This window comes from uncultured Tessaracoccus sp. (genome assembly GCF_947286155.1).
In the GTDB taxonomy this organism is placed as follows: domain Bacteria; phylum Actinomycetota; class Actinomycetes; order Propionibacteriales; family Propionibacteriaceae; genus Arachnia.
Map to the genome: position 1 here is coordinate 1 of NZ_CAMYPD010000016.1, position 24,292 is coordinate 24,292.

Below are 24,292 nucleotides of genomic sequence, written 5' to 3' on the forward strand. Positions count from 1 at the left end.
GTTTCGAAGAAGACGACGTCGCCGAAGTAGGCGCTGTGCTCGCCATCGTCGGGGAACCCTCCGACGGCGACAGCTCGGCCGACGCTCCTGAGGAGGAAGCCGCTCCTGAACCCGAGCCGAAGCCGGAGCCCAAGCCTGAGCCGAAACCAGAACCGAAGCCCGAGCCCAAGCCTGAACCCAAGCAGGAGAAGGTTGAGCACTCCCCCGCCGTCGAGGCCGCCGTTGCCCGCCGCGCTGCTGAGGCGTCGTCGGATGGCACCTACGTCACTCCGCTGGTGCGCAAGCTCGCCAAGGAGCACGGCGTCGATCTGACCTCGCTGCAGGGCACCGGCGTGGGTGGCCGCATCCGCAAGCAGGATGTGCTTGATGCCGCGAAGGCTCCTGCGCAGCAGGCCCCGGCCGCGGCGCCTGCCAACCCGGCTCCGGCGAAGGCGGCACCCGCGAAGCCCGAGCCCAGCGCCGAGGCACAGGCTCTGCGCGGCAAGACGGAGAAGCTGTCGCGTCTGCGCAAGGTGATCGCCGAGCGCATGACCGCGTCGCTGGCCACGGCTGCGCAGCTCACCGCCACCGTCGAGGTGGACATGACCGCCATCAGCCGCATCCGCAAGGTGGCCAAGGACGACTTCAAGGCCCGCGAGGGCGCGTCGCTGTCGTACCTGCCGTTCATCACGGCAGCGACGGTGGAAGCGTTGAAGGCGTTCCCCGTCGTGAACTCGACGGTGGACTTCGAGGCCGGCACGGTTACCTACGCTGAGGCGGAGAACATCGGCATCGCCGTGGATACGCCGCGCGGCCTGCTCGTGCCCGTCATCAAGGAGGCCGGTGACCTCAACGTTTCCGGCCTGGCCCGCAAGATCGGCGACCTCGGCGCTCGCACCCGCGAGGGCAAGGTTGGCCCCGACGAGCTGGCCGGCGGCACGTTCACCATCACGAACTACGGTTCGGCTGGCAGCCTGTTCGACACGCCGATCATCAACCAGCCTGAGGTAGCCATCCTCGGCACGGGTGCGCTCGTGAAGCGCCCCGTGGTGGTAACCGACGAGTTCGGCACTGACAGCATCGCCGTGCGCGACATGATGTACCTCTCGCTCACCTACGATCACCGCATCATCGACGGTGCCGTCGCCGCCCGTTTCCTCTCCGCCATCAAGGCGCGCCTGGAGGAGGGCGACTTCGGAGCCGAGTTCGGGCTCTAAGCTCGCGATTGCGTTCACGGCGGGCGGTCTGGGGCTTTCCCCGGCCGCCCGCCGCTTTGTTGACACCCCGCCGGCCCGGCGCGGACCCCGTCGGGTGTGCGCGTGCTGCCTACCCCCGGCAGGGGCAACCGCTACGCAGGCAGGGGCAACCTGTGCGGCTCTGTCCCGGAACATGTGTCACCTGCCTAGCGGTGACGAGGCACCGTCGGGAAGCAGGTGACACATGATCCGCTCTGTTGCCGCACAGGTTGCAGGTGCCTGGGCGGGGCGAGCTGTCGTGCAACCCGTGGGCCAATACGATCCCCCTTGACGCCAAGGGAACACGCCATGCTACTGTGGGAGCGCTCACACAGAGATGTGCAGCAATAGCCCGTCACAACTCAAGAACCATCTGCTCCCTCCGTGAATCACGCCATCTTTGCGCGTCACGTTATTGGAGCGCTCCCATATCGATCCAAAGGAGGATCACATGCTCACACCGCACACTCCAGTTTCTCGCCGTGGTTTTCTCGGTACGACCGGTCTTGTCGCAGGCACTTCCTTGCTGTCTGCCTGCGGGTCGGGACCCAGCAACCCAGACGGCGTCGTCACCATGGGCTCGTACCAGTCCGATGACGTCCCTAAAAAGGCCTTCGCCGAGATGATGGCTGGCTTCAAGCAGGGTGAAGTGAAGATCAACACGATCCAGCACGAGACTTTCAAGGAGGGAGTCAACAACTATCTCCAAGGGAATCCCGACGACACGTTCACCTGGTTTGCTGGCTACCGCGCCCGTAACTTCGCGGATAAGGGGCTCATCGGCGATCTCTCAGACGTCTGGGAGAAGATCGAGGGCATGCCTGACTCGATGAAGGTCGCGTCCTCGGATTCCAAGGGTCGACAGATCTTCATTCCCAGCACCTACTACCCATGGGCCGTCTTCTACCGTCCCAGCCTGTTCAAGGAACGCGGCTACTCCGAGCCCAAGACAATCGACGAGTGGCTCACCCTCTCCGAACAGATGAAGAAGGACGGCATCACCCCCATCGCCTTCGCAGACAAGGATGGCTGGGAGGCTATGGGCACATTCGACATGCTGAACCTGCGCGTCAATGGCTACGACTACCACGTCTCGCTCATGGCTGGTCAGGAGGCCTGGGATGGGGAACAGGTCAAGAACGTGTTCAAGGCGTGGAAGGAGCTTCTGGCATTCCACCAGCCGGACGCGCTGGGACGCACCTGGCAGGAGGCCGCACAGGGCCTCATCCAGAACAAGTCCGGCGTCTACGTGATGGGCATGTTCCTGCAGCAGCAGTTCGCTGAGGCTGGGTTGGAGGACGACCTCGATTTCTTCGTCTTCCCTGAGTTCGATTCTAAGATCGGCGCCAAAGTGGTGGAAGCCCCCGTCGATGGCTTCATGATGGCAGCTAAGCCCAAGAACGAGAAGCTCGCCAAGGAGCTGCTCGCGTACCTCGCCACACCCGAGGCAGTCGACGTCACGGTCAAGTCCGATCCTTCGGTGATCGCCGCCAATTCAAAGGCCGACCAGAGCACCTACAACGCACTTCAGAAGAAGGCCGTGACGATCATTGAGCAAGCCGAGGCTATTTCGCAGTTCTTGGATCGCGACTCGCGCCCTGACTTCGCCAACACTGTCGTCGGCCCCGCGCTGCAGTCCTTTGTCAAGGACCCTGCACAGATCGACTCCATCCTCACCAACGTCGAGGCCCAGAAGAAGTCGATCTTCGGGAACGAGTGACAGGAACCCATCCATGAGCAACACCACTGACAAACGACGGAGACACCGCAACCTTCTCCTGTCCAGGACAGACAAGGTAGTCCTGAGCCTAATGCTGGGTATCCCGGTCCTCGTTGTGGTCGGACTCGTCTGGGGACCGGCCCTGATCACCGTTGCCTTGTCGATGACGTCCTGGGACGGCATCGGCGGGCTCTCAGACATCAAGTGGGTGGGTGGCCAGAACTACGTGGACTTGGCCACCATATACCCTCCCTTCTGGCCTGCGCTGTGGCACAACGTGCTGTGGCTGCTCGTCCTCTTCGCGGTGTTTACTCCGCTGGGGATGCTCTTCGCGGTCTTTCTGGACAAGGAACTGCGCGGCACCCGCTTCTATCAAACAGCGTTCTACCTTCCCGTGGTCCTGTCCGCAGCGCTCGTCGGATTCGTCTGGCAACTCATGTACAGCCGCGACCAAGGTCTGCTGAACGCGCTGCTGGGCACGTCGATCGACTGGTACGGGGATTCCTCCATCAACCTGTGGGCGGCGATCATCGCCAACGGGTGGCGCCACACCGGCTACATCATGCTGCTGTACCTCTCAGGGCTGAAGGGCGTCGACCCAAGCCTGTGTGAGGCTGCCAGCATGGACGGCGCCAGTCAGACCAAGACCTACCTGCAGATCATCTTCCCGGTGATGCGTCCAGTGAACATCATCGTGCTGACCATCACCTTCATCGAGGGGCTGAGGGCATTCGACATCGCGTGGATCATCAACCGTGGCCGCAACGGACTGGAGCTGATCTCGACGCTGGTCACCACCAACGTCGTCGGTGAGGCCAGTCGTATCGGCTTCGGCTCTGCGCTGGCGACGATCATGCTGCTGATCAGTTCCATCTTCATCGTCATCCAACTCCGAGTGGTCATGAAGGGAGAAGAGTCATGACGACAACCACCGCCGGCAAACGCAACCAGGGCAATCGCCCGATGCGTATCCTCCTTCAGATCTTCCTAATGATCATGGCTCTCCTATGGCTGTTCCCGCTGCTTTGGGCACTGTTCAACTCGTTCCGCGATTACAGCTACACCCTGCAGCACGGATACTTATCGTTCGGTGGATTCACACTGGATAACTACGTACAGGCCTGGGAGCGGGGCGGATTCACCAACAGCTTCATCAACTCGGCCATTATCACGCTCACGGCTGTCGTGCTGACACTGGTCCTCTCCTCGTGTGCCGGCTTCGTGCTGGCCCGCTACAGCTTCCGCTTCAACCTCTCCATGTTGGCGGTGTTCGTCGCGGCCAACCTCCTGCCGCCACAGTCCCTCCTGATCCCCATCTACCGCATGTTCCGAGCAGTGGAGCTGCCCTATTGGCTCTCGTCCTCCGGCTCGTTGCTGGACTCGCACCTAGGCGTCATCATCGTCAACGTGGCGTTCCAGACCGGGTTTTGTACCTTCGTGCTCAGCAACTACATCAAGACGCTGCCGAAGGAGATCTACGAATCCGCCATGCTCGACGGCGCATCCATCTGGACACAGTTCGCGGGGCTGACGATCCCGCTGCTACGGCCGCCACTCGCCGCCCTGGCCACACTGCAGACCGCGTGGATCTACAATGAGTTCTTCTGGGCGACGGTGCTGATGCAGTCGGGAGACAAGTTCCCTGTGACAAGTTCTCTGAACAACCTCAAGGGCGCGTTCTTCACGGATTACAATCTCCTGTCAGCAGGATCCATCATCGCCGCCCTACCGGTACTTGCAGTGTTCTTCATCCTGCAGAAGCAGTTCGTCGCCGGCCTCACGCTGGGCTCAACGAAGGGATAGGAACAATTCGCATGAGCACCACGATCGAGGACGTCGCACGAGTCGCGGGGGTTTCTCGTGGCACTGTGAGCCGTGTGCTCAACGGTGCGTCGAACGTCTCCGAAGCTGCACGTGCAGCGGTCAACGAGGCGGTTGAGCAGACGGGCTATCGCCTCAACTCCCACGCCCGCGCGCTCGCCTCCGGCCGCAACCATGCCGTTGCAGTACTGCTCACGCAACCCTCCGACGAACTGTTCGACGATCCGACCATTCACGAACTCGTGAAGGGAGTATCGGAGGGCTTCGGCGACAGCTCGGACGCGCTCCTGCTCCTGCTCGCAGGTAGCGAAGTGGAACGACGAAGGACCGCCCCATTCCTCGACCGTCGCCGTATCGACGGCGTGGTGCACCTGACGCCACACATGACCGACCCCCTGTTAGACCGCATCATTGCCGCGGATCTCCCCGTTGCCGTGTGCGGTCGGCTCTCCGAGCGGTTCCTGGGGCCGAACGTTCGCACGGCGACGATCGACGACCTCACCGGCGCCACCGCAGCCGCCCAGCATCTGCTGGCCTGCGGTGCCCGCCGGGTGGCGATCATCACCGGCCCGGAGGATGCACCCGGCGCCGAGTTCCGGCTCAAGGGGGCACGCTCGGGGCTCGGCGCCCATTTCGATCCCCGGCTCGTCCGCCACGGGGACTACGGCCCCACCTCGGGTGCCGCGGCGATGGAGGACCTACTCCAACACCATCCGGATATCGATGCCGTCTTCTGCGCATCGGATCGCATGGCTGCCGGTGCATACCGTAGCCTCGAGGCTCATGGAAAGCGCATCCCAAACGACGTGCAAGTCGTCGGCTTCGATGACCACGAGATTAGCCGGGATCTCATGCCCGCGCTGACCACCATCCATCAACCCATCCAGCACGTCGGGGAACAGGCGATCCTCATGCTGCAGTCCATGATCGCAGGTAAGGACCCCGGTCACCGCTTGTTTCCGACACACCTCGTCGTGCGTGATTCCACTCTCAATCCAGCCCGCTGAACGTCCTTGCTTTCGGAAAGGAAACCCATGTCGACTCCCGACGAAACCCGCCGCATTCTCGAGTCCACCACCCCCGGCGATGGCGTTCCGCCCAGGGCCTGGCGACGCGACGAGCCGTACAGCTACTCCCTCGACGGCACCTGGCGCTTCCTGCTGTCCCCCAGCGTGGCGGAGGCGCCCGCTGACTGCGACGCCGCAGACTACGACGACAGCGCCTGGGACGAGCTCACCCTGCCGTGCCACTGGGTGCTCGAAGGCGACGGCAAGTACGGGCGGCCGGCGTACACGAACATCAACCTGCCCATCCCCATGGACCCGCCGCACGCGCCCGACGAGAACCCCATCGGCGACCACCGTCGCACGTTCGAGCTGCCGGAAGGTTGGGACCAACACCAGCAGGTACTGCTTCGCTTCGACGGTGTGGAGTCGCTCGGCATCGTCGCCGTCAACGGTCAGCACGTCGGAGTGCTGCGCGGCTCGCGGCTGCCTTCTGAGCTCGACATCACCGACGTGGTACGCCCCGGCACGAACACCGTGCACGTGCGCGTCGCGCAGTGGTCGGCGCAGACCTACGTCGAAGACCAAGATCAGTGGTGGCTGCCCGGCATCTTCCGCTCGGTCACCCTCGTCGCGCGCCCCGCAGGGTGCATCACCGATCACTGGGTGGACGCCGCCTACGATCACGCCACCGGCTCCGGCACGCTCACCGTCAAAGTGCCCGACGACGCCTTCCCGGTGCGCGTCCAGGCAGCCGAGCTCGACGTCGACGTCACCTGGAACTCGCCTGCCGACGTGCAGCCCATCACCATCGACGACGTGACCCCCTGGAGCCCCGACCGCCCAGCGCTCACCACCGTCGAGCTCTCCAACGCGACGGATCGCGTCACCGAACGCGTCGGGTTCCGCACCGTCGAGATCCGCGGTGACCAGTGGCTCGTGAACGGCACTCCGATCAGGCTGCGAGGCGTGAACCGCCACGAATTCCATCCCAAGAAGGGTCGCGTCTTCGACGAGGCAGACTGCCGCGAGGGCATGCTGCTGATGAAGCGCCACAACCTCAACGCCATCCGCACCAGCCACTACCCGCCGCACCCCCGCCTGCTCGACCTCGCCGACGAGCTGGGCTTCTGGGTGATCGACGAATGCGATCTGGAGACCCACGCGTTCGGCTTCGTCGGCTGGGAGAACAACCCCAGCGACGATCCCAACTGGCGCGACGCGTACGTGCAGCGCATGGAGCGCATGATCCACCGCGACCGCAACCATCCGTCGATCATCGCGTGGAGCTTGGGCAACGAATCGGGCAGCGGAGCGAACCTGGCCGCCATGGCCGACGCCACGCACCGTCTGGACCCCACCCGCCCCGTGCACTACGAGAGCGACTACGAATCCGCCTACACCGACGTCGTCTCGCGCATGTACAGCCCCATTCCGGAGCTCGAGGCCTTGTCGCAAGGGCAAACCACCACCGAACACGAGCGCCACATCCCCGAATCCAGCCTGCGCAACAAGCCGAAGATGCTGTGCGAATTCGTGCACGCCATGGGCAACGGGCCGGGCAGCCTCGGCGAGTACGTCGAGGCGTTCGAAACGCTCCCCGGCTGGCACGGAGGCTTCATCTGGGAGTGGCGCGACCACGGGCTCGCCACGCACACCCCCGACGGCACCCCGTTCTACGCCTACGGCGGCGACTTCGGCGAAGTCATCCACGACGGCAACTTCGTCATGGACGGCCTGGTGCACGCCGACGGCACCCCGTCGCCCGCGATGGCCGAGGTGAAGCAGCACTTCTCCCCCGTCGTGGTCGAGATCGGCGACGAGCTCACCGTGCACAACCGCTACCACGCCGTCGGCACCGACCACCTGGTCGCACGCTGGCACTGGGAGGTGGATGGCGAGGTGCGCTCCGAGGGCGTCATAGACGGCTTCGAGGTTGCCGCCAATACCAGCGCCACCTTCCCGCTCCCGACGCTCCCCGACGAAGCTCTTACCGCGCCGCAGTCGTTCCTCACCGTCTGCATCGAGGAACGCGACGAGCGCCCCTGGGCGCCCGCCGGGCACCCAGTGTTCGTGGCGCAGCAGCGCCTCGATGACACCCCTGTGCCGCGCGCCCCGCGCCCGACGGCCACCCCACTCATTGCCGCCGACGTGCAGGTGGGCCCGGCCACCCTCGACGCGCGCACCGGGCGGCTCCTCGCGCTGGGTGACCACGCCGTCGAGGATGCCGTGGTGGAGCTGTGGCGTCCCCCGACCGATAACGATTCCCTTGGGGACTTCAATTCCTACGAGGTGGGCGATTACCACACCACTCGCGGCGTCGGGGAAGCAGCTCCGTCGTCAGCGGAACGCTGGCGCGATCAGGGCCTCGACCGACTGATTCGCCGCACCACCCGCGCGGAAGTGGTGGGCGACGAGTTCGTCGTCGTGGAGCGCCTCATCCCGGCCCAGGGTAGGCACGGCGCCGAGGTCACCTACCGTTGGGCGGTGGCCGACGACGGCGCTCGCTGCCACATCCTCGTCGCGCCCATCCGCCCACGCACCGACGTGACGTGGCCGCGCATCGGCTACCACATGATGCTGCCCGGAGCCTTCGAGCGCGCATCCTGGTTCGGTAGCGGCCCTGGCGAGAACTACCCGGATTCGCGGGCGGCAGCCGTCGTTGGCGCCTACGAGGCCTCCATCGACGAGCTGGCCTTCCCCTACTCGCGTCCGCAGGAAACCGGCCACCGCGAGGGGCTTCGTCGGCTCACCATCGACGGCGCCAGCCACCCGCTGCGCTTCGAGACCTTCGGCCCCAACCTGCCGGGCTTCTCGCTGCTGCGCCACGACGCCCACGAGCTGACGGCAGCGGAGCACCCGCACGAGCTGCCGCCCAGCCGCGGCGTGCACCTGTACCTCGACGCGTTCCAGCACGGTTTGGGCAGCCGCTCGTGCGGCCCCGACGTACTACCGCGCTATCAGCTGTGGCCGCGCAACGCCGAGTTCGGGTTCGTCGTCGGGCGCTGAGCACAGCACACGGAGTTCAGGCGGCCCTCGCAACGGGTTTTGCCCGCGCGAGCAGGCCGTGCCTGGGCCCGAAAGCCCAGGCCAGCAAGAACATCGCCGTGCACACCAGCACGATCGTGCCGCCGGTGGGTACGTCGAGCGCCCACGACAGGTACAGCCCGACGAATGCACTCACCGCTCCGATTCCAGCTGCGGTGAGCATCATGGGAACGAGGCGGTCGGTCAGCATTCGTGCTGACGCAGCGGGCGTCACCAGCAGCGCGAGCACCAGCACGTTGCCGATGGTCTGGATGCTCATCACGACGGCGAGGGTCACCAGCACGTACAGCGCAATGTCGAGTGCCAGCACCGGCATGCCCAGCGAGCGCGCGTACTCCCGGTCGAGGCTCACGGCGACGAGTTCCTTGTGCAGCGCCATCGCCACGGCGAGCACGCCGATGGTCATGGCGAGCGAGAACCAGACGGCCTCGTCAGGAATGCCGGTGATCGAACCGAAGAGGAATGACGTCAGCGAGCCCGCGTAGCCGGGCGAGAGCGAAATGACGACGATGCCCAGCGCGAATGCTGCGACGAAGAACACGCCGATCACCGAGTCCTCCCGCAGGCGCTTGGTCTGCGAGAACACCGCGATCAACACGGCGGTGACTACGCCCGCGACGATGCCGCCCACGACGAGCGACCCCTGCAGCACGAACGCCACGGCGATGCCGGGAAAGACGGAGTGGGAGACCGCGTCGCCGATGAACGTCATGCCGCGCAGCACCACGTGCGAGCCGATCACGCCGCACACGGCGGCCGCCAGCACCGACACGATCAGCGCCTTCGGCAAGAACGCGAGCATGGGGTTGGTGAGGTCGGAGAGGAAATCCAGTGGGGTCAGCATGCCTCAGCCTCCAATTCCGGATGTGCGTGCTGGTGGGTGTTCGTCGCGTGGTGCACCATGCCCACCTGTTTCAGCAGCGGAGAGTGCGCTGACACGTCGAAGGTGCGCATCCACAGATCGGGCTGACGCAGCGCGTCGGGGTGCCCGGTGGCGATGACTTCTTTGTTGAGCAGCGTGAGACGGTCGCAGGCGACGATGGCGTGGGTGAGGTCATGCGTCGACATGAGCAGCGTCGTCCCCTCCGCGGCGAGTTCGGCGAATAGCCCGGTGAGCAGCTCCTGCGTAGGCATGTCGAGGCCGGTGAACGGCTCGTCGAGCAGCAGCAATCCTGGGTGCCGGGCCAGTGCGCGGGCGATCATCACGCGCTGACGCTGGCCACCGGACATCTCGGAGATGGGGCGGGCGCGCAGGTCCGTCATGCGCACCCGCTGCAGCGCCTCCGCCACGGCCTGCACGTGCCGCCGTCGAGGCAGGCGCAGGAAACCGATGTCGCGGGTGAGGCCCGTCATCACCACTTCCTGGGCGGTGATGGGAAAGTCCCACATCACGTCGTGGCGCTGCGGCACGTACCCCACGCCGCGGGGTGTGGCGATGGTTCCCGACGACGCGGGGATCAGGCGCATAATGGCGCGGAAGAGCGTCGTCTTGCCGGCTCCGTTGGGGCCCAGCAGTCCGTGCACGCCCCCCGTCTCCAGGTCGAGGTTCACGTCCGTGAGTACTCGGCGTCCGCCAAGCGTCACGCTGAGGTCACGCACGCTCAGTGCGGCGGTGTCACTCGGCATCGTTGAATACCTCGTCGGTCATGCGCTTCTGCCTGCGCATCACGAGCGCCACGACCACGCCTGCAATAACCACCAGCGCGACCCCGCCAGCCACCCAGGGCAGTGACGAGGCACCGTCGGCTTGTTCGTTCGCATCCTCTTGCGCTGCTGGCTTGGCGGATTCGGTGCCCTTCGATGCCGCGCCAGTCGACGCTGCAGACGGCGCAGCAGAGGGGCTGTCCGACGCGCTCGCGTCCCCCTTGTCCGAGGACTCGGCGCCCGGCCACGTTGCGTCCCTCGCGGCTTGCTCGTCGGTGCTGTCGCCCACGCTGAATCGCAGTACGGCTTCGGCGGAGCGCTCGGTTTTGTCGGTACCAGTGGCGTCGATGGCCACCTTCACCAGGTACGTGCCGGGCTTGGTGAACACCCAGTTAGCGTGCGTGTGGGTGTTGAGGTCCACCCAGATGTCGCCTGGCTGCTTGCCGTCGAATAGCACCTGCGGCGGGGCGAAGTTGCCCGGCTGGAGGAACAGCGTCAGGGTGCCGTCGCCGTCGATCTGCTTCGCTTCGAGGATGCGCAGCGTGACACCGCGCTCGGTGCTCTTCACAACCTCCGGGTCCTGCGTGTTCCACCCGAGCCAGACCACACCCGGCGCCTCGGTCTGCGGCACGGCCCATACCTCGTCGCCGGCCTTCGCACCGGTGAAGGCGTACTCGTCGCCCTCTGGCAGCGACAGTTTGGCCTTGTCATGCACCTTGAACACGACGTCGTCGAGCTTGCGCCACACGGCTTTACCGCCCTGCAGCTTCGCGGTGTCGTCGCGGGCGAGGAAGGTCCACTTACCGTCGATGAGACGCGGGCCGAGGTCGACGTGGCCTTCACCGATCGTCACGTTCCCCTCGCCCATCGCCTCGTCGGATTCGACGCGCTGCTGGAGGCCCGGTTCGTCGGAGCCGAGATCGGGTGACGGCGTGGTCTCGTCCGCGTGCCCGATCGTGGGCATCAGCGCGAGGAAGGCCGCTGCTGCGGCGAGGAGCGTACGTCTCATTGGTTGTCCTTTGTGTCGTGGTTGCCGAGCGGTGTACCGCCCAAGCAGCGGGCGAGTGAATCTGCGTTGGCCCGCATCATGTCTGCGTAGGTCGACACCTCTGGCGTGAAGGCGTCGCCCCAGATCTGGCAGATGGCGGTACCTGTGTGGTTCGCCGCTTCGCGCAGAGCGCCTGCCTGCTGGCTGGCGTTCGGTTCGACGAAGACCGCGGGCACGCCGAGGTCGGTCAGCGTGCGGGTGAGCCGGCGTCGGTCTGCCAGTGACGGTTCCTGCACGGGCGACGGGGCCACCACCGCGGCGATGTCGAGGCCGTACCGGTGGGCGAGGTAGCCGTACGCGTCGTGGGTGGTGACGAGGTGGCGGTTGCGCTTTGGAATGGAGTCGACGGATCGCTGTACGTAGTCGTGCACCTCATCGAGTTCCGCGATCTCCTTCTCGGCGTTGGCGCGGTAGGTCTGCGCGTTGGCAGGGTCGGCCTTGATGAGCTGATCCCGGATGACCTGGACGTAGGCCTGCGCGTTGCGGACGTCTTGCCACAGGTGCGGGTCGATCTCGCCGTGCACGTGCCGCCCGAGCACGGCCTGCGGAAGCTGGTACACATCCTGACCAGGACGGGCGATGAAGCGGTACGCGGGGTCTCCTGGCACCGGCATGAGGGCTTTCGGCGGCACCGAAATCACCACGTCTTCGACGGGCACCGCACCCATTCCGGGCGGGGCGCCGGCGCCGTCGGACTCCTTGTCAGTGAACAGTTGCAGCCGTCCCGCCGAGAGGTCTGCCGTGATGTCCGCGTGCCCCTCAGACAGCACCACCTTCTTGCCCGTCGATGCGGGGTCGACGCCCACCGCGACGGTGAGCGTGCCGGTGATGGCGTCAACTGGCCGCGCGCTGGGGTTGCTCAAGTACTGGGCGCGAAACGTTAAGTGGTACACGCCCGGCTTCGTGAATGCCCAGCTCATGTGCGTGTGGGCGTCCATCGGCAGCGTCGTGCGGTCGCCGTCGAAACCCTTCGACGAGTCGAGCCCGTCCGCGCTATTAAAGACGCTCTGGGGCTGCCCGAAGGTGCCGGTGACGAAGCCGTGCGCCCCGCCCGGGCCGTCGGCTTCCACGAGAGCCATCTCCACCGCCGACGAGCGGGTGGCGCCAGGCTTCGTGCCATGCACACGCAATCCGAGCCACACGGTGTCGAGCGAGTGGTTTTCTACCAGCGGAATGATTTCCGCGGAGTACCCGCTGGCTTCCTCCGCGAGCGCAATGTGTGTCGCGTTGCGGGGAAGGTTCGCGTCGATGGAACGAATGAGCGACTGCTCTTCCAGCATCAGGTAGTTGGAGAACGCGAGCTTGGCGTTGACGATGCTGCGCACGTCTCTAAGGCTCGGCTCGTAGGTGTGTGGATCTGCGCCAGGCGGCACGAGTGCCACCACCTGCGCAGCGTCGCCCGCCACTCCTTCAGTGAGGTCAGCGAGAATGCCTGTGGTGGCGACGACGGTGAGGCGCCCGTCTGATGCAGCCGACGGTGAACGTCCAGGCGCCACGACGGCGACGGTGAGGGCAAGCCCCACCGCCGCCGCCTTCAGCCACTTGCTCACCGGTTGGCCCGGCGGGCAAGCACGGCGGCCGCACCGATGAAGGTGAGCAGCGCAACAGCCGCCGTCGATGCCGCACTTGCGGAGGAAGCTGACCCAGCGGAGGCAGGGGGAAGCACCTCTGCGCCGTCAGCGCCCGACTGAGGCATACCCGCGCCCGGCTTGCACGGTGAGCCGTTGGCGTAGGCCCAGGTGACCTCGTTGATCATGGCCTTGCCATCCTTCATGAACACACCGCCGTCGCCGGCTTCAGCTTGGGAGGAAGCAAGCTTGCCTGCTGGCTTGGATTGCGGTGCGCTTCCGCCAGACTTGGTGAACCACAGCTGGTCCACCACCTGACCGAAGTTTCCAGAGGTGAACACCCCTACCTTGCCCGGCCCGGAGGCGCTGACGAGGGAGAAACGCACCTCGCCGGTGCTTCCAGCTAGCAGGGATTCGTGCATGGTGTTCGCCCCGAGCCACGGCACACCCGATACCTGCGCGGATGCAATCATCCACACCGGGCTGCCCTTGCTGGCCACAAAGTCGATGCCGGCGGGAGCCGTGGCCTTGGCCGCGTTGCCGACGATGAACGTCTGCGACGCGGGGTCGACCCACTGTGCGGGAGATTTGCGGTCGTCCTTGAGCGATGGGACGAGCTTGCCGCCCTCGATCTTGGGTCCGAAGTCGAAGTGACCGTTCGTCGCGCCTTGCCCACCGGACCCCACCTTGAAGCGGAGGGTGGACGTCGTCGCCATGGGCTGGCCGGACTTCGACGTGGTGGACATCTTCACAGTGAGCGCGTAGTCACCCGGAGCGGAGAACACCCAGTTCGGGTGCACATGGGTGTTGGCGGGGATCGTCACCGAGCCACCGGACTTGCCGCCTGGCCCCGAGGGCTGCTTGGCGGTCTTGGCAGCGGCGATTTCTTCCTTCGTGGCGGGACGCACGTTGGTGTGCTTCTTGCACTCCCCCAGGCTTGGCTTCATGGTGGGTGCGTTGTCCGACGGTGTGCTCGTCGAAGGCGCCGACCCGCCTGCGGGATGCTCGCCTGCGGGCTTGCCGCCCGTCTTGTCAGCATCATTGCGATCAGGGGCGCTTGCCGGAGGTTGGGCCTTGCCGTCACCGGTGGATGCGTCCGCGTTGCCCTTGCCGCGGAACTGGTCGCCGACGGTGAACGTGTAGGTCTTCGGCTCAGAGTTCACAGCCTTGCCACCCGCGGTACCTTCCGCCACGACGGTGAACTTGTAGACACCTGGCTTGGCGAAAATCCAGTTCGCATGCACGTGCGCCGGGGCATTCACGGGAAGCGTCGCCCCGTCGACAAGCTGGTACTGGTTGCCATCCAGCAGCGCCGACGGACCACCGAATGAGGTCTGCCCGTAGACGTGGACGGCTCCCGGGCCTTCGACGGACTGGAAGCGCAGCGTCACCTTCGGATCGACGCCGCCGCCTTGCGTGCCGAGCGTGTCCCAGCCTGGCCACAGGAGGTTCGGATCTTGCGTCATGGACAGCGCGTACCCCTTCGGGCCGCCTGGCCATCCGGCCGGAATCTTCTCGTTCCAGGCGGCAGACTTCACGTGGAGTTCCACCTTGGCCGGGTCTCTACGAACGTGGGAGCCCGTGATGTCTTCCTTGAGATCCAACGCCAGCGCGCCCTGCTTGGCCGTGACATTGAATGCATCGACGTGGCCGCGGTCAAACACCGTCATCGCCTGCGGCGCAGGCTTGGGAGCAGGCTTCACAGTCGGCGCGGGCTTGGGCGACGGCTTGGCAGTTGGCACAGGCTTCGACGTGGGCTTCGCAGTCGGCTTCACCGAAGGCTTGGCTGTCGGCTTGGCCGTCGGTTCCGCGGTCGGCTTCGGCGAAGGCTTCACCGAGGGCACGGGCGAAGGTTTCACCGTCGGCTTCACGCTTGGCTTCGGCGAAGGCTTGGGTTTGGGCGCGTCGGTGGCATATCCCTTGCCGCGGAACTCATCGCCGACGGTGAACACGTACTGCTGCGAGGCGGACTCCACCTTCTTGCCGTTCTTCGTGCCCGCAGCTTTCACCTTGAGCTTGTAGACGCCGGGCTTGGTGAATATCCAGTGGGCGTGCGTGTGGGCAGGGAAAGTCTGCTTGCGGACGGCGCCGCTCTTCAGATCCAGCGTGCCGCCTTCGAGCAGCGGCTCAACACCGCCGAAGGAGCCGGTGCTGAACAGATGCACATTGCCCGGGCCCTTGACGTCCTGGAACACCAAATCGACGGCCTGATCGAAGCCCGTGCCCTGGATGCCTAGGGTGTCCCAACCCGGCCACAGCAGGTTCTGATCCTGCGTCATGGGCAGCCAGTAGGCCTTGGGTGCGCCGGGAACCCCATCGGGGATGTCCTGCAGCGCTGCGGATTTCACGTGGAGTTCGACGCTCTCAGGCGCGCGCTGCACGTGGCTACCCGTCGCGTCTTCCTTAAGGTTCAGTTGCAGTGCACCGTTCTTCACCGTCACGTTGAACGCATCAACGTGTCCCTTGTCGAGGATGAGCGGGGCGCTGTCAGCTCTCGCTGCCGTCGGCACAGCCACGGCGAGGAGCGCGGCGATCAAGCTGATGGCCACGGCCCGCCAGGCGGCGGGCGCGCTGCTTCGTATGCTCATGTGTCACTTCCAATCTCTGGCATTCATGAAAATCATTATCATTAGCTCCGGGTGGTTTTCAAGTTCAACGGGCGTAGGATGTTCGAATGCTGACGTTCGAGGAGCTCGGTTTGGGGGCAGCCGACGCGGAGTACATGGAGACTTGGGAGTACCAGCGCGCCATTCACGACGAAGTGGCCGCCGGGAAGCGCGGCGGGCACGTGTTACTCGTCGAGCATCCTCCGGTGTACACCGCCGGGCGTCGCACCACCGACGAGATGAAGCCGCGCGACGGCACGCCGGTGGTCGACACCGACCGCGGCGGCCTCATCACGTACCACGGGCCGGGGCAGCTCGTCGGCTATCCCATCGTCCACCTCGCAGAGGGCATGGGTGTGGTCGACCACGTGCGCAAACTCGAGGAAGCCATCATCAACCTGCTGGACGAGTACGGCATCGCTGCCGGTCGCGTCGCCGGCCGCACCGGGGTGTGGCTGCCCGCCACCCCCACCAGGCTCGAGCGCAAGATATGCGCCATCGGAGTGCGCGTGAGCAAACGCACCACGCTGCACGGTTTCGCACTGAACGTGCGTTCCAGCGCCGAGCGCTTCGGCAACATCATCCCTTGTGGCATCGAGGACGCGGATGTCACGTCGATCGAAGAAGAGCTCCCCGGCGAGTGGACGGTGCAGCAGGTTGCCCGCGATATTCGCCCCCACCTCACCGCAGCGCTTTCTTTCGCGGACTGATTGAGTAGGGTTGCATCGTGACTGCCGTGAAGCCTGAGGGCCGGAAACTCCTTCGAGTTGAGGCCAAGAATGCCCAGACCCCCATCGAGCGCAAGCCGGAGTGGATCCGCACCAAGGCGAAGATGGGCCCCAACTACAACGATTTGCAGCACATCGTGAAGTCGGGCGACCTCCACACCGTGTGCCAGGAGGCGGGCTGCCCCAACATCTATGAGTGCTGGGAAGACAGGGAGTCGACGTTCCTGATCGGCGGCGACCAGTGCACCCGTCGCTGCGATTTCTGCCAGATCACGTCCGCGAAGCCTGAGGGCTACGACCCGACCGAGCCGCTACGCGTCGCCGCATCTGTGAAGAAGATGGGGCTGCGCTACGCCACCGTCACCGGTGTGTGCCGCGACGATCTGGAAGATGAGGGCGCGTGGCTGTACGCCGAAACGATCCGCCAGATCCACCAGGTCAACCCCGGTGTTGGTGTAGAGATGCTCGCGCCCGATTTCTCGGGCAAGCGAGAGCTCGTGCACCAGGTGCTCGACGCGAAGCCCGAGGTGTTCGCGCACAATGTCGAGACAGTCCCCCGTATCTTCAAGCGCATCCGCCCCGGTTTCCGCTACGAGCGCTCACTCGACGTGCTCCGCATGTCCCGCGACGAGGGGCTCGTCACCAAGTCGAACCTCATCCTCGGCATGGGTGAGACCCGCGACGAGATCTCCCAGGCGTTGCAGGATCTCCACGATGCAGGCGCGGAACTCATCACCATCACGCAGTACCTGCGCCCTGGGCCGACGCTGTTGCCCATCGACCGCTGGGTGACGCCGCAGGAGTTCGATGAGCTGGCGGAGGAGGCCAAACAGATCGGATACGCTGGTGTGCTGTCCGGGCCGCTGGTCCGGTCGTCGTATCGCGCGGGTCGGCTGTACCGAACCGCGATGGAAGCTCGGAAGAAGTGAGCTCGGAAAGGCACCATGGCGAAAAGTGAACGCGCGAAGGCGCTAGCGGCCAAGCAGAAGGCGGAGGCCAAGGCGAGGAAGCTGGCGAAAAAGAATTCCTCCGACCCCAAAGACTGGGGCATGGTCAAACAGATCAGGGAGGTCTACCGGGTCACCAAGGAGCAAGACCCGAAGCTGCCGCTGTACCTCGCGCTCGCTTTCCTCATCCCCTTCGCCATCATCCTCGGCCTGACGATCTGGCTGTCGAACGGCTGGCTCGGCATCGTGTTGTGGGGCGTGCTTGCCGTCATGACCGGCATCATGTGCATGACGATCGTGCTCACGCAACGCGCAAAGAAAGCCACCATCACCCGCTACGAGGGGCAGGCCGGGTCAGCTGAGGTCGCCCTGTCGATGCTCCCGGAGAAGAAGTGGTTCTCCACCCCCGGTGTTGCCGCGAACCGTCAGCTCGACGTCGTGCACCGCACCGTTGGCCCCGGCGGATTGATCCTGATTGGTGACGGCGAGCCGGGGCGCCTGAAGCAGATGCTCGCGAGCGAAAAGAAGAAGCACGACCAGATCCTCTACGGCGTCCAAGCGCAGGTCATCCAGATGGGCAATGGGGCTGGTCAGGTGCCGCTTTCGAAGCTCACCGACCACATCAAGAAGCTGCCCAAGCAGCTGACGGATTCGCAAATCCAGGAGACGCGCCAGCGGCTGAAGTCGCTCGACGCGATGCGCCCGAAGATGCCGATTCCGAAGGGGCCCATGAATATGAAGGGTGCCCGCAAGGCCATGCGCGGCCACTGACGTGGCCAATATCGTCAACGCCGAAGGTATCACGCACGGCTTCGGCACCAGGATTCTCCTCGACGACGTCTCCCTCGGCCTGGGAGCCGGGGACGTCGTGGGCGTCGTCGGGCGCAATGGCGACGGCAAATCCACGCTGTTGCGCATCCTCACCGGCTCGCTCACGCCCGATGCAGGGCGGGTGACCGTCTCCAACTCCGCATCGATCGGCACGCTCGGCCAGCAACACATTGGCGACGACACCGACACCATCCGCGACGTCGCCCTCGGCGGCGAGCCCGACCACGTGTTCGCCCGTCACGCCGAGCAGCGCGCCGTCGTCGAAGCGCTACTGCCTGGCATTGATCTCGACCGCCCGCTAGGTGAGCTCTCGGGTGGCGAGCGCCGTCGCGTGGGGCTGGTCTCCGTGCTCCTCGGCCCGCACGACCTCCTCGTGCTCGACGAGCCCACGAACCATCTCGACGTCGAGGCCATCGCGTTCCTAGCAGGGCATCTTGCCGAACGCACCCGCGCAGGGCTGGCGATGCTCGTCGTGAGCCACGACCGCTGGTTCCTCGATGTGGTGTGCACCCGGATCTGGGAGGTGCACGACGCCATGGTCGACGCCTACGACGGCGGCTACGCGGCCTACGTGCTGGCTCGCGTGGAACGCCAGCGCCAGGCGGCGGCGAACGAGGCTCGTCGGAAGAATCTGGCCCGCAAGGAGCTCGCATGGCTCAGGCGCGGGGCGCCGGCGCGCACGTCGAAACCGAAGTTCCGCATCGAGGCCGCCAACGAGCTCATCAAGGGCGAGCCGGAGCCACGCGACAAGCTGCAGCTGGAGCGGTTCGCGACCGCGCGCCTGGGCAAGGACGTCTTTGACCTCATCAACGTGAGCTACGAGGTGGGCGGCAAGCGTCTGCTGCAGGGCCTGGATTGGTCGATCGGCCCTGGCGAGCGCATCGGGCTCGTAGGCGTGAACGGGGCGGGGAAAACGTCGCTGTTGGATCTGCTCGCGGGGCTCCGCTCCCCTAGCCAGGGCAAGATCAAGCGCGGCCAGACCATCCGTTTGGCCTACCTCTCGCAGGCCGTTGGCGAGCTGGATGACGACGATCGGGTGCTGCAATCCGTGCAGCGGCTCAAGCAGGAAACCAAGCTCGCCACCGGGCGCGAGGCCAGTGCATCCAATCTGCTGGAGGAATTCGGGTTCACCGGCGACAAGCTCGTCGCACGCATCGGAGATCTCTCCGGCGGCGAGCGGCGACGGCTGCAGTTCCTGCGCTTGCTGCTCACCGAGCCGAACGTGCTCATCTTGGACGAACCGACGAACGACCTCGATATCGACACGCTCACCGTCATCGAGGACTACCTCGACACCTGGCCGGGCACGCTCATCGTCGTCTCCCACGACCGCTACTTCCTGGAGCGCGTCACCGACGTCACCTACGCGCTGCTCGGCGACGGCACGTGCGGGCTACTGCCTGGTGGGGTCGACGAATACCTGGCACGCCGGCGTGCGGCGGTGGAGGCGGCGAACGAGCCCGCCCCGCAGGCGAAGCAGAAGCAGCCTTCCGACGCTGCCCAAGAGCGTGCGCGCAAGAAGGAATTGGCGAAGCTCGAAGGCCAGCTCGACAAGGTCGAGCGAGAGATCGCCGAGCTGCACGAGCAGATGGCGGCGGCTGCAACGAACTACGAACGCCTAGCCACGCTCAATGCCGAGCTGCAAGACGCTGAGTCTCGGCGGGACGCCATCGAGGAAGCCTGGCTAGAGGCAGCGCAGTAGCCGTTACGCACCGTCGCTGAGCATGGCGGCGATGCGGGCGCTGCGGGCGTGCCATTCCTCCGACGTGTGCGGCTGCTCCAACACCTCGACGCCGCTGGGCGCCACACACCACGCGCCGACGGTAGCGACGACGACCTCCCACGCCTCGACGTCCGTGACTGATTCGCGCCAGCAGGTGAGCCAGTCTGCGACCTGGCGCTCGTCCGGCTCATCGCGTGGGTGCAATGTGCATCGTCGGGCTTCCGGGGATACGTCTATGCGCTGGACGTCTGCGTGCACAAGCGAGGTGAACAGCGTGGGCTGCAGCGGTATCGGTTCGGGCGCGGAGCGCACCACGACGCGGGCGTCGTCGCGCTCCCACGAGCGTAACCAGGCGCGAGCACCGTCGGGGCGCGCCGTGAGGAGCAGAGGCGATACCGCATCAAGCGAAGCGGTGAAGCGAAGGCGCACGTTGCCGTCGCTGGCCTCAGCGGATCCGCCTCCGATGCGCGCTTCGTCGAGCAGTGTTTGCAGCGCGGTGTCGTCGACGGGGCTGGTCCATCGTTGCTTCCACCGGGAGAGTTTGAGCAGCACGGTGGCGGCACTGGCGGGCAGCGTGACTTCTAGCCGTGGGTCCAGGATGCTGCGGGCGCGGCCCTCGTCGAAGATCGTCTTGCATTGTTCGACGGCGCGTCGCACCGCCACCGCGTCGAGGTCGGGCCGAAGCGTGATGTGGGCCCGGTAGGTGCGTGCGAGCCCGCCCGCCGTCACTGGGCGGTCAACGCTCGCCTCGACGACCCCGTCGACTGTGCGGAGCTGCTCGACGAGAGCCTCCTCCAGGCCGATCCGGGCGACGCTCTGGGCGCCTTGCGCCGCCGTTCCGGCAGTGACACGCCCAACAAACCCCAGGCCCCGCAGCAGTTTCGACACCTTCATGCCCGTACCTTTCCGTTGAACCCAAAGATAGATCAAGTTCGTGGTGCGTCTGCCCGCCACGAACTTGATCTATCTTCGCCATGTCGAAGGTCTGGCGTCTCAATCTGTCAGTGGCCATACCTACCCTTGGGCACATGTACACGACATTGGCTGTCTCCGGGTACCGCTCGCTGCGCGACGTCGTGCTGCCGCTCGGGCGCGTCACCGTGGTCACCGGCGGCAACGGAACAGGAAAATCCAACCTCTACAAGGCCCTTCGCCTGCTGGCAGCCTGCGGTCGGGGCGGGGTGGTCGGGGCCCTCGCCGCAGAGGGCGGGCTCCCGTCGGTGTTATGGGCAGGCCCAGAACAGCTCAGCGGCGCCAGACGCACCGGACGCGTGGAGGGCACGGTGCGCTCCGGGCCCGTCAGCCTGCGCATCGGCGTGGGCGGGCAGGCCACCAGCTACCTCATCGACCTAGGTCTGCCCCAGCAAGGCCGCAGTACCGCGTTCAACCTCGACCCGGAGATCAAACGAGAAGCCGTCTGGCTAGGGCCTATCCTGCGCCCAAGCACCATCGTTGCCCGCCGCAAACACGCCGCGGCGGAAGTCCGCGACGAAGCCTGGCAGCGTGTCGCAGCGCTGGCCCCCTACGAGTCGCTCCTCGACGCCACCGCACTCGACGTGGTGCGAGACATGCGCGACGAGCTCGCCAGCTGGCGCTTCCACGATTGGCTGCGCACTGACCCCGACGCTCCCGCCCGGCGCCCGCACGTCGGCACCCGCTCCCCCAGCTTGTCCGACGATGGCGGCAACCTGGCCGCCACACTGCAGACCATCATCGAAGCCGCGAGCGCGCCCGTCGGGGCACTCATCGACGACGCCTTCCCCGGGTCCGAACTACATATCCACACCGACGGCGCCTTGTTCGACGTCGCCCTCACCCAGCCCGGCATGCTGCGCCCACTGCGGGCAGCCGAGTTGTCCGACGGCACGCTGCGGTACCTCATGCTCGTCGCGGCCCTGCACGCGCCCCGGCCGCCGGCGCTCATCGCGCTGAACGAACCGGAGCAGAGCCTGCATCGCTCCCTCATCGAGCCGCTCGCGCGCCTCATCGTGAGCGCCGCGCAGCGCACGCAGATCATCGCCGTCACACACAACGACGAGTTAGCAGCCGCGCTCGAGCAGGGTCCCGACACCGAACACATCCGCCTGACGAAAGACCTGGGCGAGACACTCGTCGAGGGGCAGGGGCTGCTCTCGAAGCCGCAGTGGGAATGGGGACGCCGCTGACGCTTCGTCACCCTGGCGAGTGCGGGTTCGTGCGCCTGTTTGATCCACTCCACAGCGCGGTACTAAAGTTCAACACATGATGAATTCAACGAGTGTTGAACCTGCGGTAGAAGTGCAGGATCTCCGTATCCGACGAGGCAAAGTGGAGATACTTCACGGCATTTCTTGCAGCCTTCCTCGAGGGTCGATCACCGGTTTGCTTGGGCCGTCAGGCTGCGGAAAAACCACACTGATGCGCGCTATCGTCGGCGTCCAACACATCACGTCAGGCTCGCTGCGAGTACTGGGCCTCCCGGCCGGCGAGAAAGCGCTACGACATCGCGTGGGCTACACCAGCCAGTCAGTCAGCATCTACACCGATATCTCAGTGTGCGCGAATGTGAGGCACTTCGGCCAGCTCGTCGGAGCGAGCCGCGACGATATCGACATGGCCATCGAGCGCGTCGAGCTCTCGGACTACGCAGATCGGCGCGTGGATCAGCTCTCCGGCGGCCAGGCCGGGCGAGCTTCACTCGCATGTGCTCTCGTGGGCCGCCCTGAGCTGCTCATCCTCGACGAGCCCACCGTCGGCCTCGATCCCCTCACCCGAGAGGAGCTCTGGACTACCTTTCGCTCCCTGGCCGCCTCCGATACGACATTGCTGATCTCCAGCCATGTGATGGACGAGGCCGTCCGCTGCGATTCTGTACTGCTCATGCGCGACGGCAGGTTTCTCGCCCACGAACCGATGGCTGAGATTCAGCAGCGCACCGGCACCACGAACCCCGAAGACGCATTCCTCGCCCTCGTCAAACACTCCACCGCCAAGGAGCAAGCATGACCACCGCCCCTCGCCACATGTCACCAGCAGGCGCATCTGCCGAAACGCCATCGTCGCGCAGGCGCAGCCACCCGTTCACGACGATGGGCCGCATAGCCACCCAGCTCCGCAACGACCGGCGTACCGTCGCCCTCATCCTCGTCGTCCCGCCGCTGTTACTCGTGTTGCTCTACTACGTGTTCCTCGACGCTCCCGTGCCGCCTGGGCAGAAGCCCGTGTTCGGCAGCGTCGGCCCCATCATGCTCGCGGTGCTTCCGATGATCCTCATGTTCATCGTCACCAGCGTTGCCATGCTGCGCGAGCGCACGTCCGGCACGCTCGAGCGCATCCTCACCACACCGCTGTCGCGCTGGAACCTCGTCGCCTCCTACGGTGCGGTGTTCGGCGTCCTCGCCCTCGTACAAGCAGCGATTCTCGGCTGGCTCATTCTCGGGCCGTTCGAAGTGGAGCTCGAAGGCCCGTGGGTCATGCTCTTCGTTATTGCCTTGCTCGACGCCCTGTTCGGCGTCGCATTTGGGCTACTCGCGAGCGCTTTTGCAACGACGGAGTTCCAGGCCGTGCAGTTCATGCCGGCGTTCGTCGGCCCACAGATCTTCCTGTGTGGCCTGCTTGTGCCCATCGAGCACATGCCCGACGCGCTAGAAGCAGTGGCGAAGTTTCTTCCCATGACCTGGGCTGTCGATGTGGTGCGCGACATACTCACCAACGCCGAGCTCAGCGCCGGCATGTGGTGGCGCGTCGGAGGGCTCGCCGTCGCCGTGGTGGCGGCACTGTTCCTGGCGGCACGTTCCATGCCGAGGCAGACCAAATGACGCCCCCCGCCAAGGGTGAGCAGACCCGTCGCAGAATTCTAGAAACTGCCTCGACGCTGTTCTCACAGAAGTCGTTCGATGCTGTGAGCATGCGCGCAATCGCAAAGGAAGCGGGAGTGGACCCGGCGCTCATCAGCCACTACTTCGGCTCCAAGGAAGGGCTGTTTGAGGCCATGCTCGAGCAGTCCATCGGGGTCGACGCAATCGCAGCTGAGATGTTTAGCGGCGATGTCACCGAACTAGGTGCGACGATCGTTCGCACCGCCGAAAAGCTGTGGTCCTCTGAGGCTGGCAAGGGGGTGATTGCCATCATGCGTCGTGCGTTCGCCGACGATTCCCAGCTCGTCCGCCAGTTCGCGACGAGGGCGCTCCTGGGGCGATTGGTTGAACACCTCCCGAACGATGAGGACGGGATACTGAGAGCATCGCTGGTTGCTACGCAGATGTCCGGGTTGTTGTTTGCACGGCACGTGCTGCGCATTGAGCCGCTCGCCAGCCTCACAGCCGACCAGGTGGTGGCGCTGATAGGCCCCGCAGTCCAGCACTACTTGACCGGGGAGCTCAGCGACGAGCGGTGAACGCCGGAGCCCTCT

At 65.5% G+C, this 24,292-nt stretch carries 20 protein-coding genes; 14 read left to right on the forward strand and 6 right to left on the reverse strand.

Features of this window, described 5'->3' with window-relative positions; all coding sequences use genetic code 11:
* From sucB to Q0X68_RS05665, 6 genes are all read left to right on the forward strand, one after another.
* Positions 1-1,196 (forward strand): 2-oxoglutarate dehydrogenase, E2 component, dihydrolipoamide succinyltransferase (sucB, locus tag Q0X68_RS05640; RefSeq protein ID WP_297748790.1); only part of this gene is annotated, 1,196 nt, incomplete at its 5' end.
* Between the two features lie 469 nt (positions 1,197-1,665).
* Positions 1,666-2,934 (forward strand): ABC transporter substrate-binding protein, encoded by a 1,269-nt coding sequence (locus Q0X68_RS05645; protein ID WP_297748793.1) that lies wholly within the window; start codon positions 1,666-1,668, stop codon positions 2,932-2,934.
* Between the two features lie 91 nt (positions 2,935-3,025).
* Positions 3,026-3,856, forward strand: coding sequence for a carbohydrate ABC transporter permease (locus Q0X68_RS05650; protein ID WP_297748796.1), 831 nt, complete (start codon positions 3,026-3,028; stop codon positions 3,854-3,856).
* Complete coding sequence (locus tag Q0X68_RS05655; RefSeq protein ID WP_297748799.1) at positions 3,853-4,737, forward strand: carbohydrate ABC transporter permease; 885 nt, start codon at positions 3,853-3,855, stop codon at positions 4,735-4,737. The genes Q0X68_RS05650 and Q0X68_RS05655 overlap by 4 nt, the downstream gene beginning before the upstream one ends.
* An 11-nt stretch (positions 4,738-4,748) precedes the next feature.
* Complete coding sequence (locus tag Q0X68_RS05660; protein WP_297748802.1) at positions 4,749-5,762, forward strand: LacI family DNA-binding transcriptional regulator; 1,014 nt, start codon at positions 4,749-4,751, stop codon at positions 5,760-5,762.
* Positions 5,763-5,789: 27 nt separating this feature from the next.
* On the forward strand, positions 5,790-8,768 hold the full coding sequence (locus Q0X68_RS05665) for a glycoside hydrolase family 2 TIM barrel-domain containing protein (RefSeq protein WP_297748806.1): 2,979 nt from the start codon (positions 5,790-5,792) through the stop codon (positions 8,766-8,768).
* Positions 8,769-8,784: 16 nt separating this feature from the next.
* Here the strand turns inward: Q0X68_RS05665 and Q0X68_RS05670 are convergent, their stop codons facing one another.
* The 5 genes from Q0X68_RS05670 to Q0X68_RS05690 are packed head-to-tail and all read right to left on the reverse strand — an operon-like array spanning position 8,785 to position 15,655.
* Positions 8,785-9,651 carry an anchored repeat-type ABC transporter permease subunit gene (locus Q0X68_RS05670; RefSeq protein WP_197709338.1) on the reverse strand — a complete coding sequence of 289 codons (867 nt, stop codon included), beginning with the start codon at positions 9,649-9,651 and terminating at the stop codon, positions 8,785-8,787.
* Positions 9,645-10,433: an anchored repeat-type ABC transporter ATP-binding subunit gene (locus Q0X68_RS05675; protein ID WP_297748809.1), complete on the reverse strand. Its 789-nt coding sequence runs from the start codon at positions 10,431-10,433 to the stop codon at positions 9,645-9,647. The genes Q0X68_RS05670 and Q0X68_RS05675 overlap by 7 nt, the downstream gene beginning before the upstream one ends.
* On the reverse strand, positions 10,423-11,460 hold the full coding sequence (locus tag Q0X68_RS05680; protein WP_297748812.1) for a choice-of-anchor M domain-containing protein: 1,038 nt from the start codon (positions 11,458-11,460) through the stop codon (positions 10,423-10,425). The genes Q0X68_RS05675 and Q0X68_RS05680 overlap by 11 nt, the downstream gene beginning before the upstream one ends.
* Positions 11,457-13,049, reverse strand: a complete 1,593-nt coding sequence (locus Q0X68_RS05685) for an anchored repeat ABC transporter, substrate-binding protein (RefSeq protein WP_297748815.1) — start codon at positions 13,047-13,049, stop codon at positions 11,457-11,459. Before Q0X68_RS05685 ends, Q0X68_RS05680 begins: the two co-directional genes overlap by 4 nt.
* Positions 13,046-15,655 (reverse strand): choice-of-anchor M domain-containing protein, encoded by a 2,610-nt coding sequence (locus Q0X68_RS05690; RefSeq protein ID WP_297748816.1) that lies wholly within the window; start codon positions 15,653-15,655, stop codon positions 13,046-13,048. Before Q0X68_RS05690 ends, Q0X68_RS05685 begins: the two co-directional genes overlap by 4 nt.
* 86 nt (positions 15,656-15,741) lie before the next feature.
* Between Q0X68_RS05690 and lipB the strand changes: the two genes are divergently transcribed.
* From lipB to Q0X68_RS05710, 4 genes are read left to right on the forward strand one after another with little or no spacing between them, the layout of a single operon-like run.
* Positions 15,742-16,383 carry a lipoyl(octanoyl) transferase LipB gene (gene lipB, locus Q0X68_RS05695; protein WP_297748819.1) on the forward strand — a complete coding sequence of 214 codons (642 nt, stop codon included), beginning with the start codon at positions 15,742-15,744 and terminating at the stop codon, positions 16,381-16,383.
* A gap of 17 nt (positions 16,384-16,400) precedes the next feature.
* On the forward strand, positions 16,401-17,330 hold the full coding sequence (lipA, locus tag Q0X68_RS05700; RefSeq protein WP_297748823.1) for a lipoyl synthase: 930 nt from the start codon (positions 16,401-16,403) through the stop codon (positions 17,328-17,330).
* A gap of 15 nt (positions 17,331-17,345) precedes the next feature.
* A complete protein-coding gene (locus Q0X68_RS05705; protein ID WP_297748826.1) occupies positions 17,346-18,119 on the forward strand; it encodes a DUF4191 domain-containing protein in 774 nt (257 codons plus the stop codon).
* Position 18,120: 1 nt separating this feature from the next.
* Positions 18,121-19,881 (forward strand): ABC-F family ATP-binding cassette domain-containing protein, encoded by a 1,761-nt coding sequence (locus Q0X68_RS05710; protein WP_297748827.1) that lies wholly within the window; start codon positions 18,121-18,123, stop codon positions 19,879-19,881.
* Between the two features lie 3 nt (positions 19,882-19,884).
* Here Q0X68_RS05710 and Q0X68_RS05715 read toward each other — a convergent pair whose 3' ends face one another.
* Positions 19,885-20,796, reverse strand: coding sequence for a hypothetical protein (locus Q0X68_RS05715; protein WP_297748828.1), 912 nt, complete (start codon positions 20,794-20,796; stop codon positions 19,885-19,887).
* A gap of 134 nt (positions 20,797-20,930) precedes the next feature.
* Between Q0X68_RS05715 and Q0X68_RS05720 the strand changes: the two genes are divergently transcribed.
* The 4 genes from Q0X68_RS05720 (at position 20,931) to Q0X68_RS05735 (ending at position 24,277) form a co-directional block, all read left to right on the forward strand.
* Complete coding sequence (locus tag Q0X68_RS05720) at positions 20,931-22,067, forward strand: AAA family ATPase (protein ID WP_297748829.1); 1,137 nt, start codon at positions 20,931-20,933, stop codon at positions 22,065-22,067.
* A 79-nt stretch (positions 22,068-22,146) separates the two neighbouring features.
* Entirely contained in the window at positions 22,147-22,887 is a 741-nt protein-coding gene (locus Q0X68_RS05725) for an ABC transporter ATP-binding protein (RefSeq protein WP_297748893.1), read from the forward strand.
* On the forward strand, positions 22,884-23,699 hold the full coding sequence (locus tag Q0X68_RS05730) for an ABC transporter permease (RefSeq protein WP_297748830.1): 816 nt from the start codon (positions 22,884-22,886) through the stop codon (positions 23,697-23,699). Before Q0X68_RS05725 ends, Q0X68_RS05730 begins: the two co-directional genes overlap by 4 nt.
* Positions 23,696-24,277, forward strand: a complete 582-nt coding sequence (locus Q0X68_RS05735; RefSeq protein WP_297748831.1) for a TetR family transcriptional regulator — start codon at positions 23,696-23,698, stop codon at positions 24,275-24,277. Before Q0X68_RS05730 ends, Q0X68_RS05735 begins: the two co-directional genes overlap by 4 nt.
* The last annotated feature ends 15 nt before the right edge of the window (positions 24,278-24,292 follow it).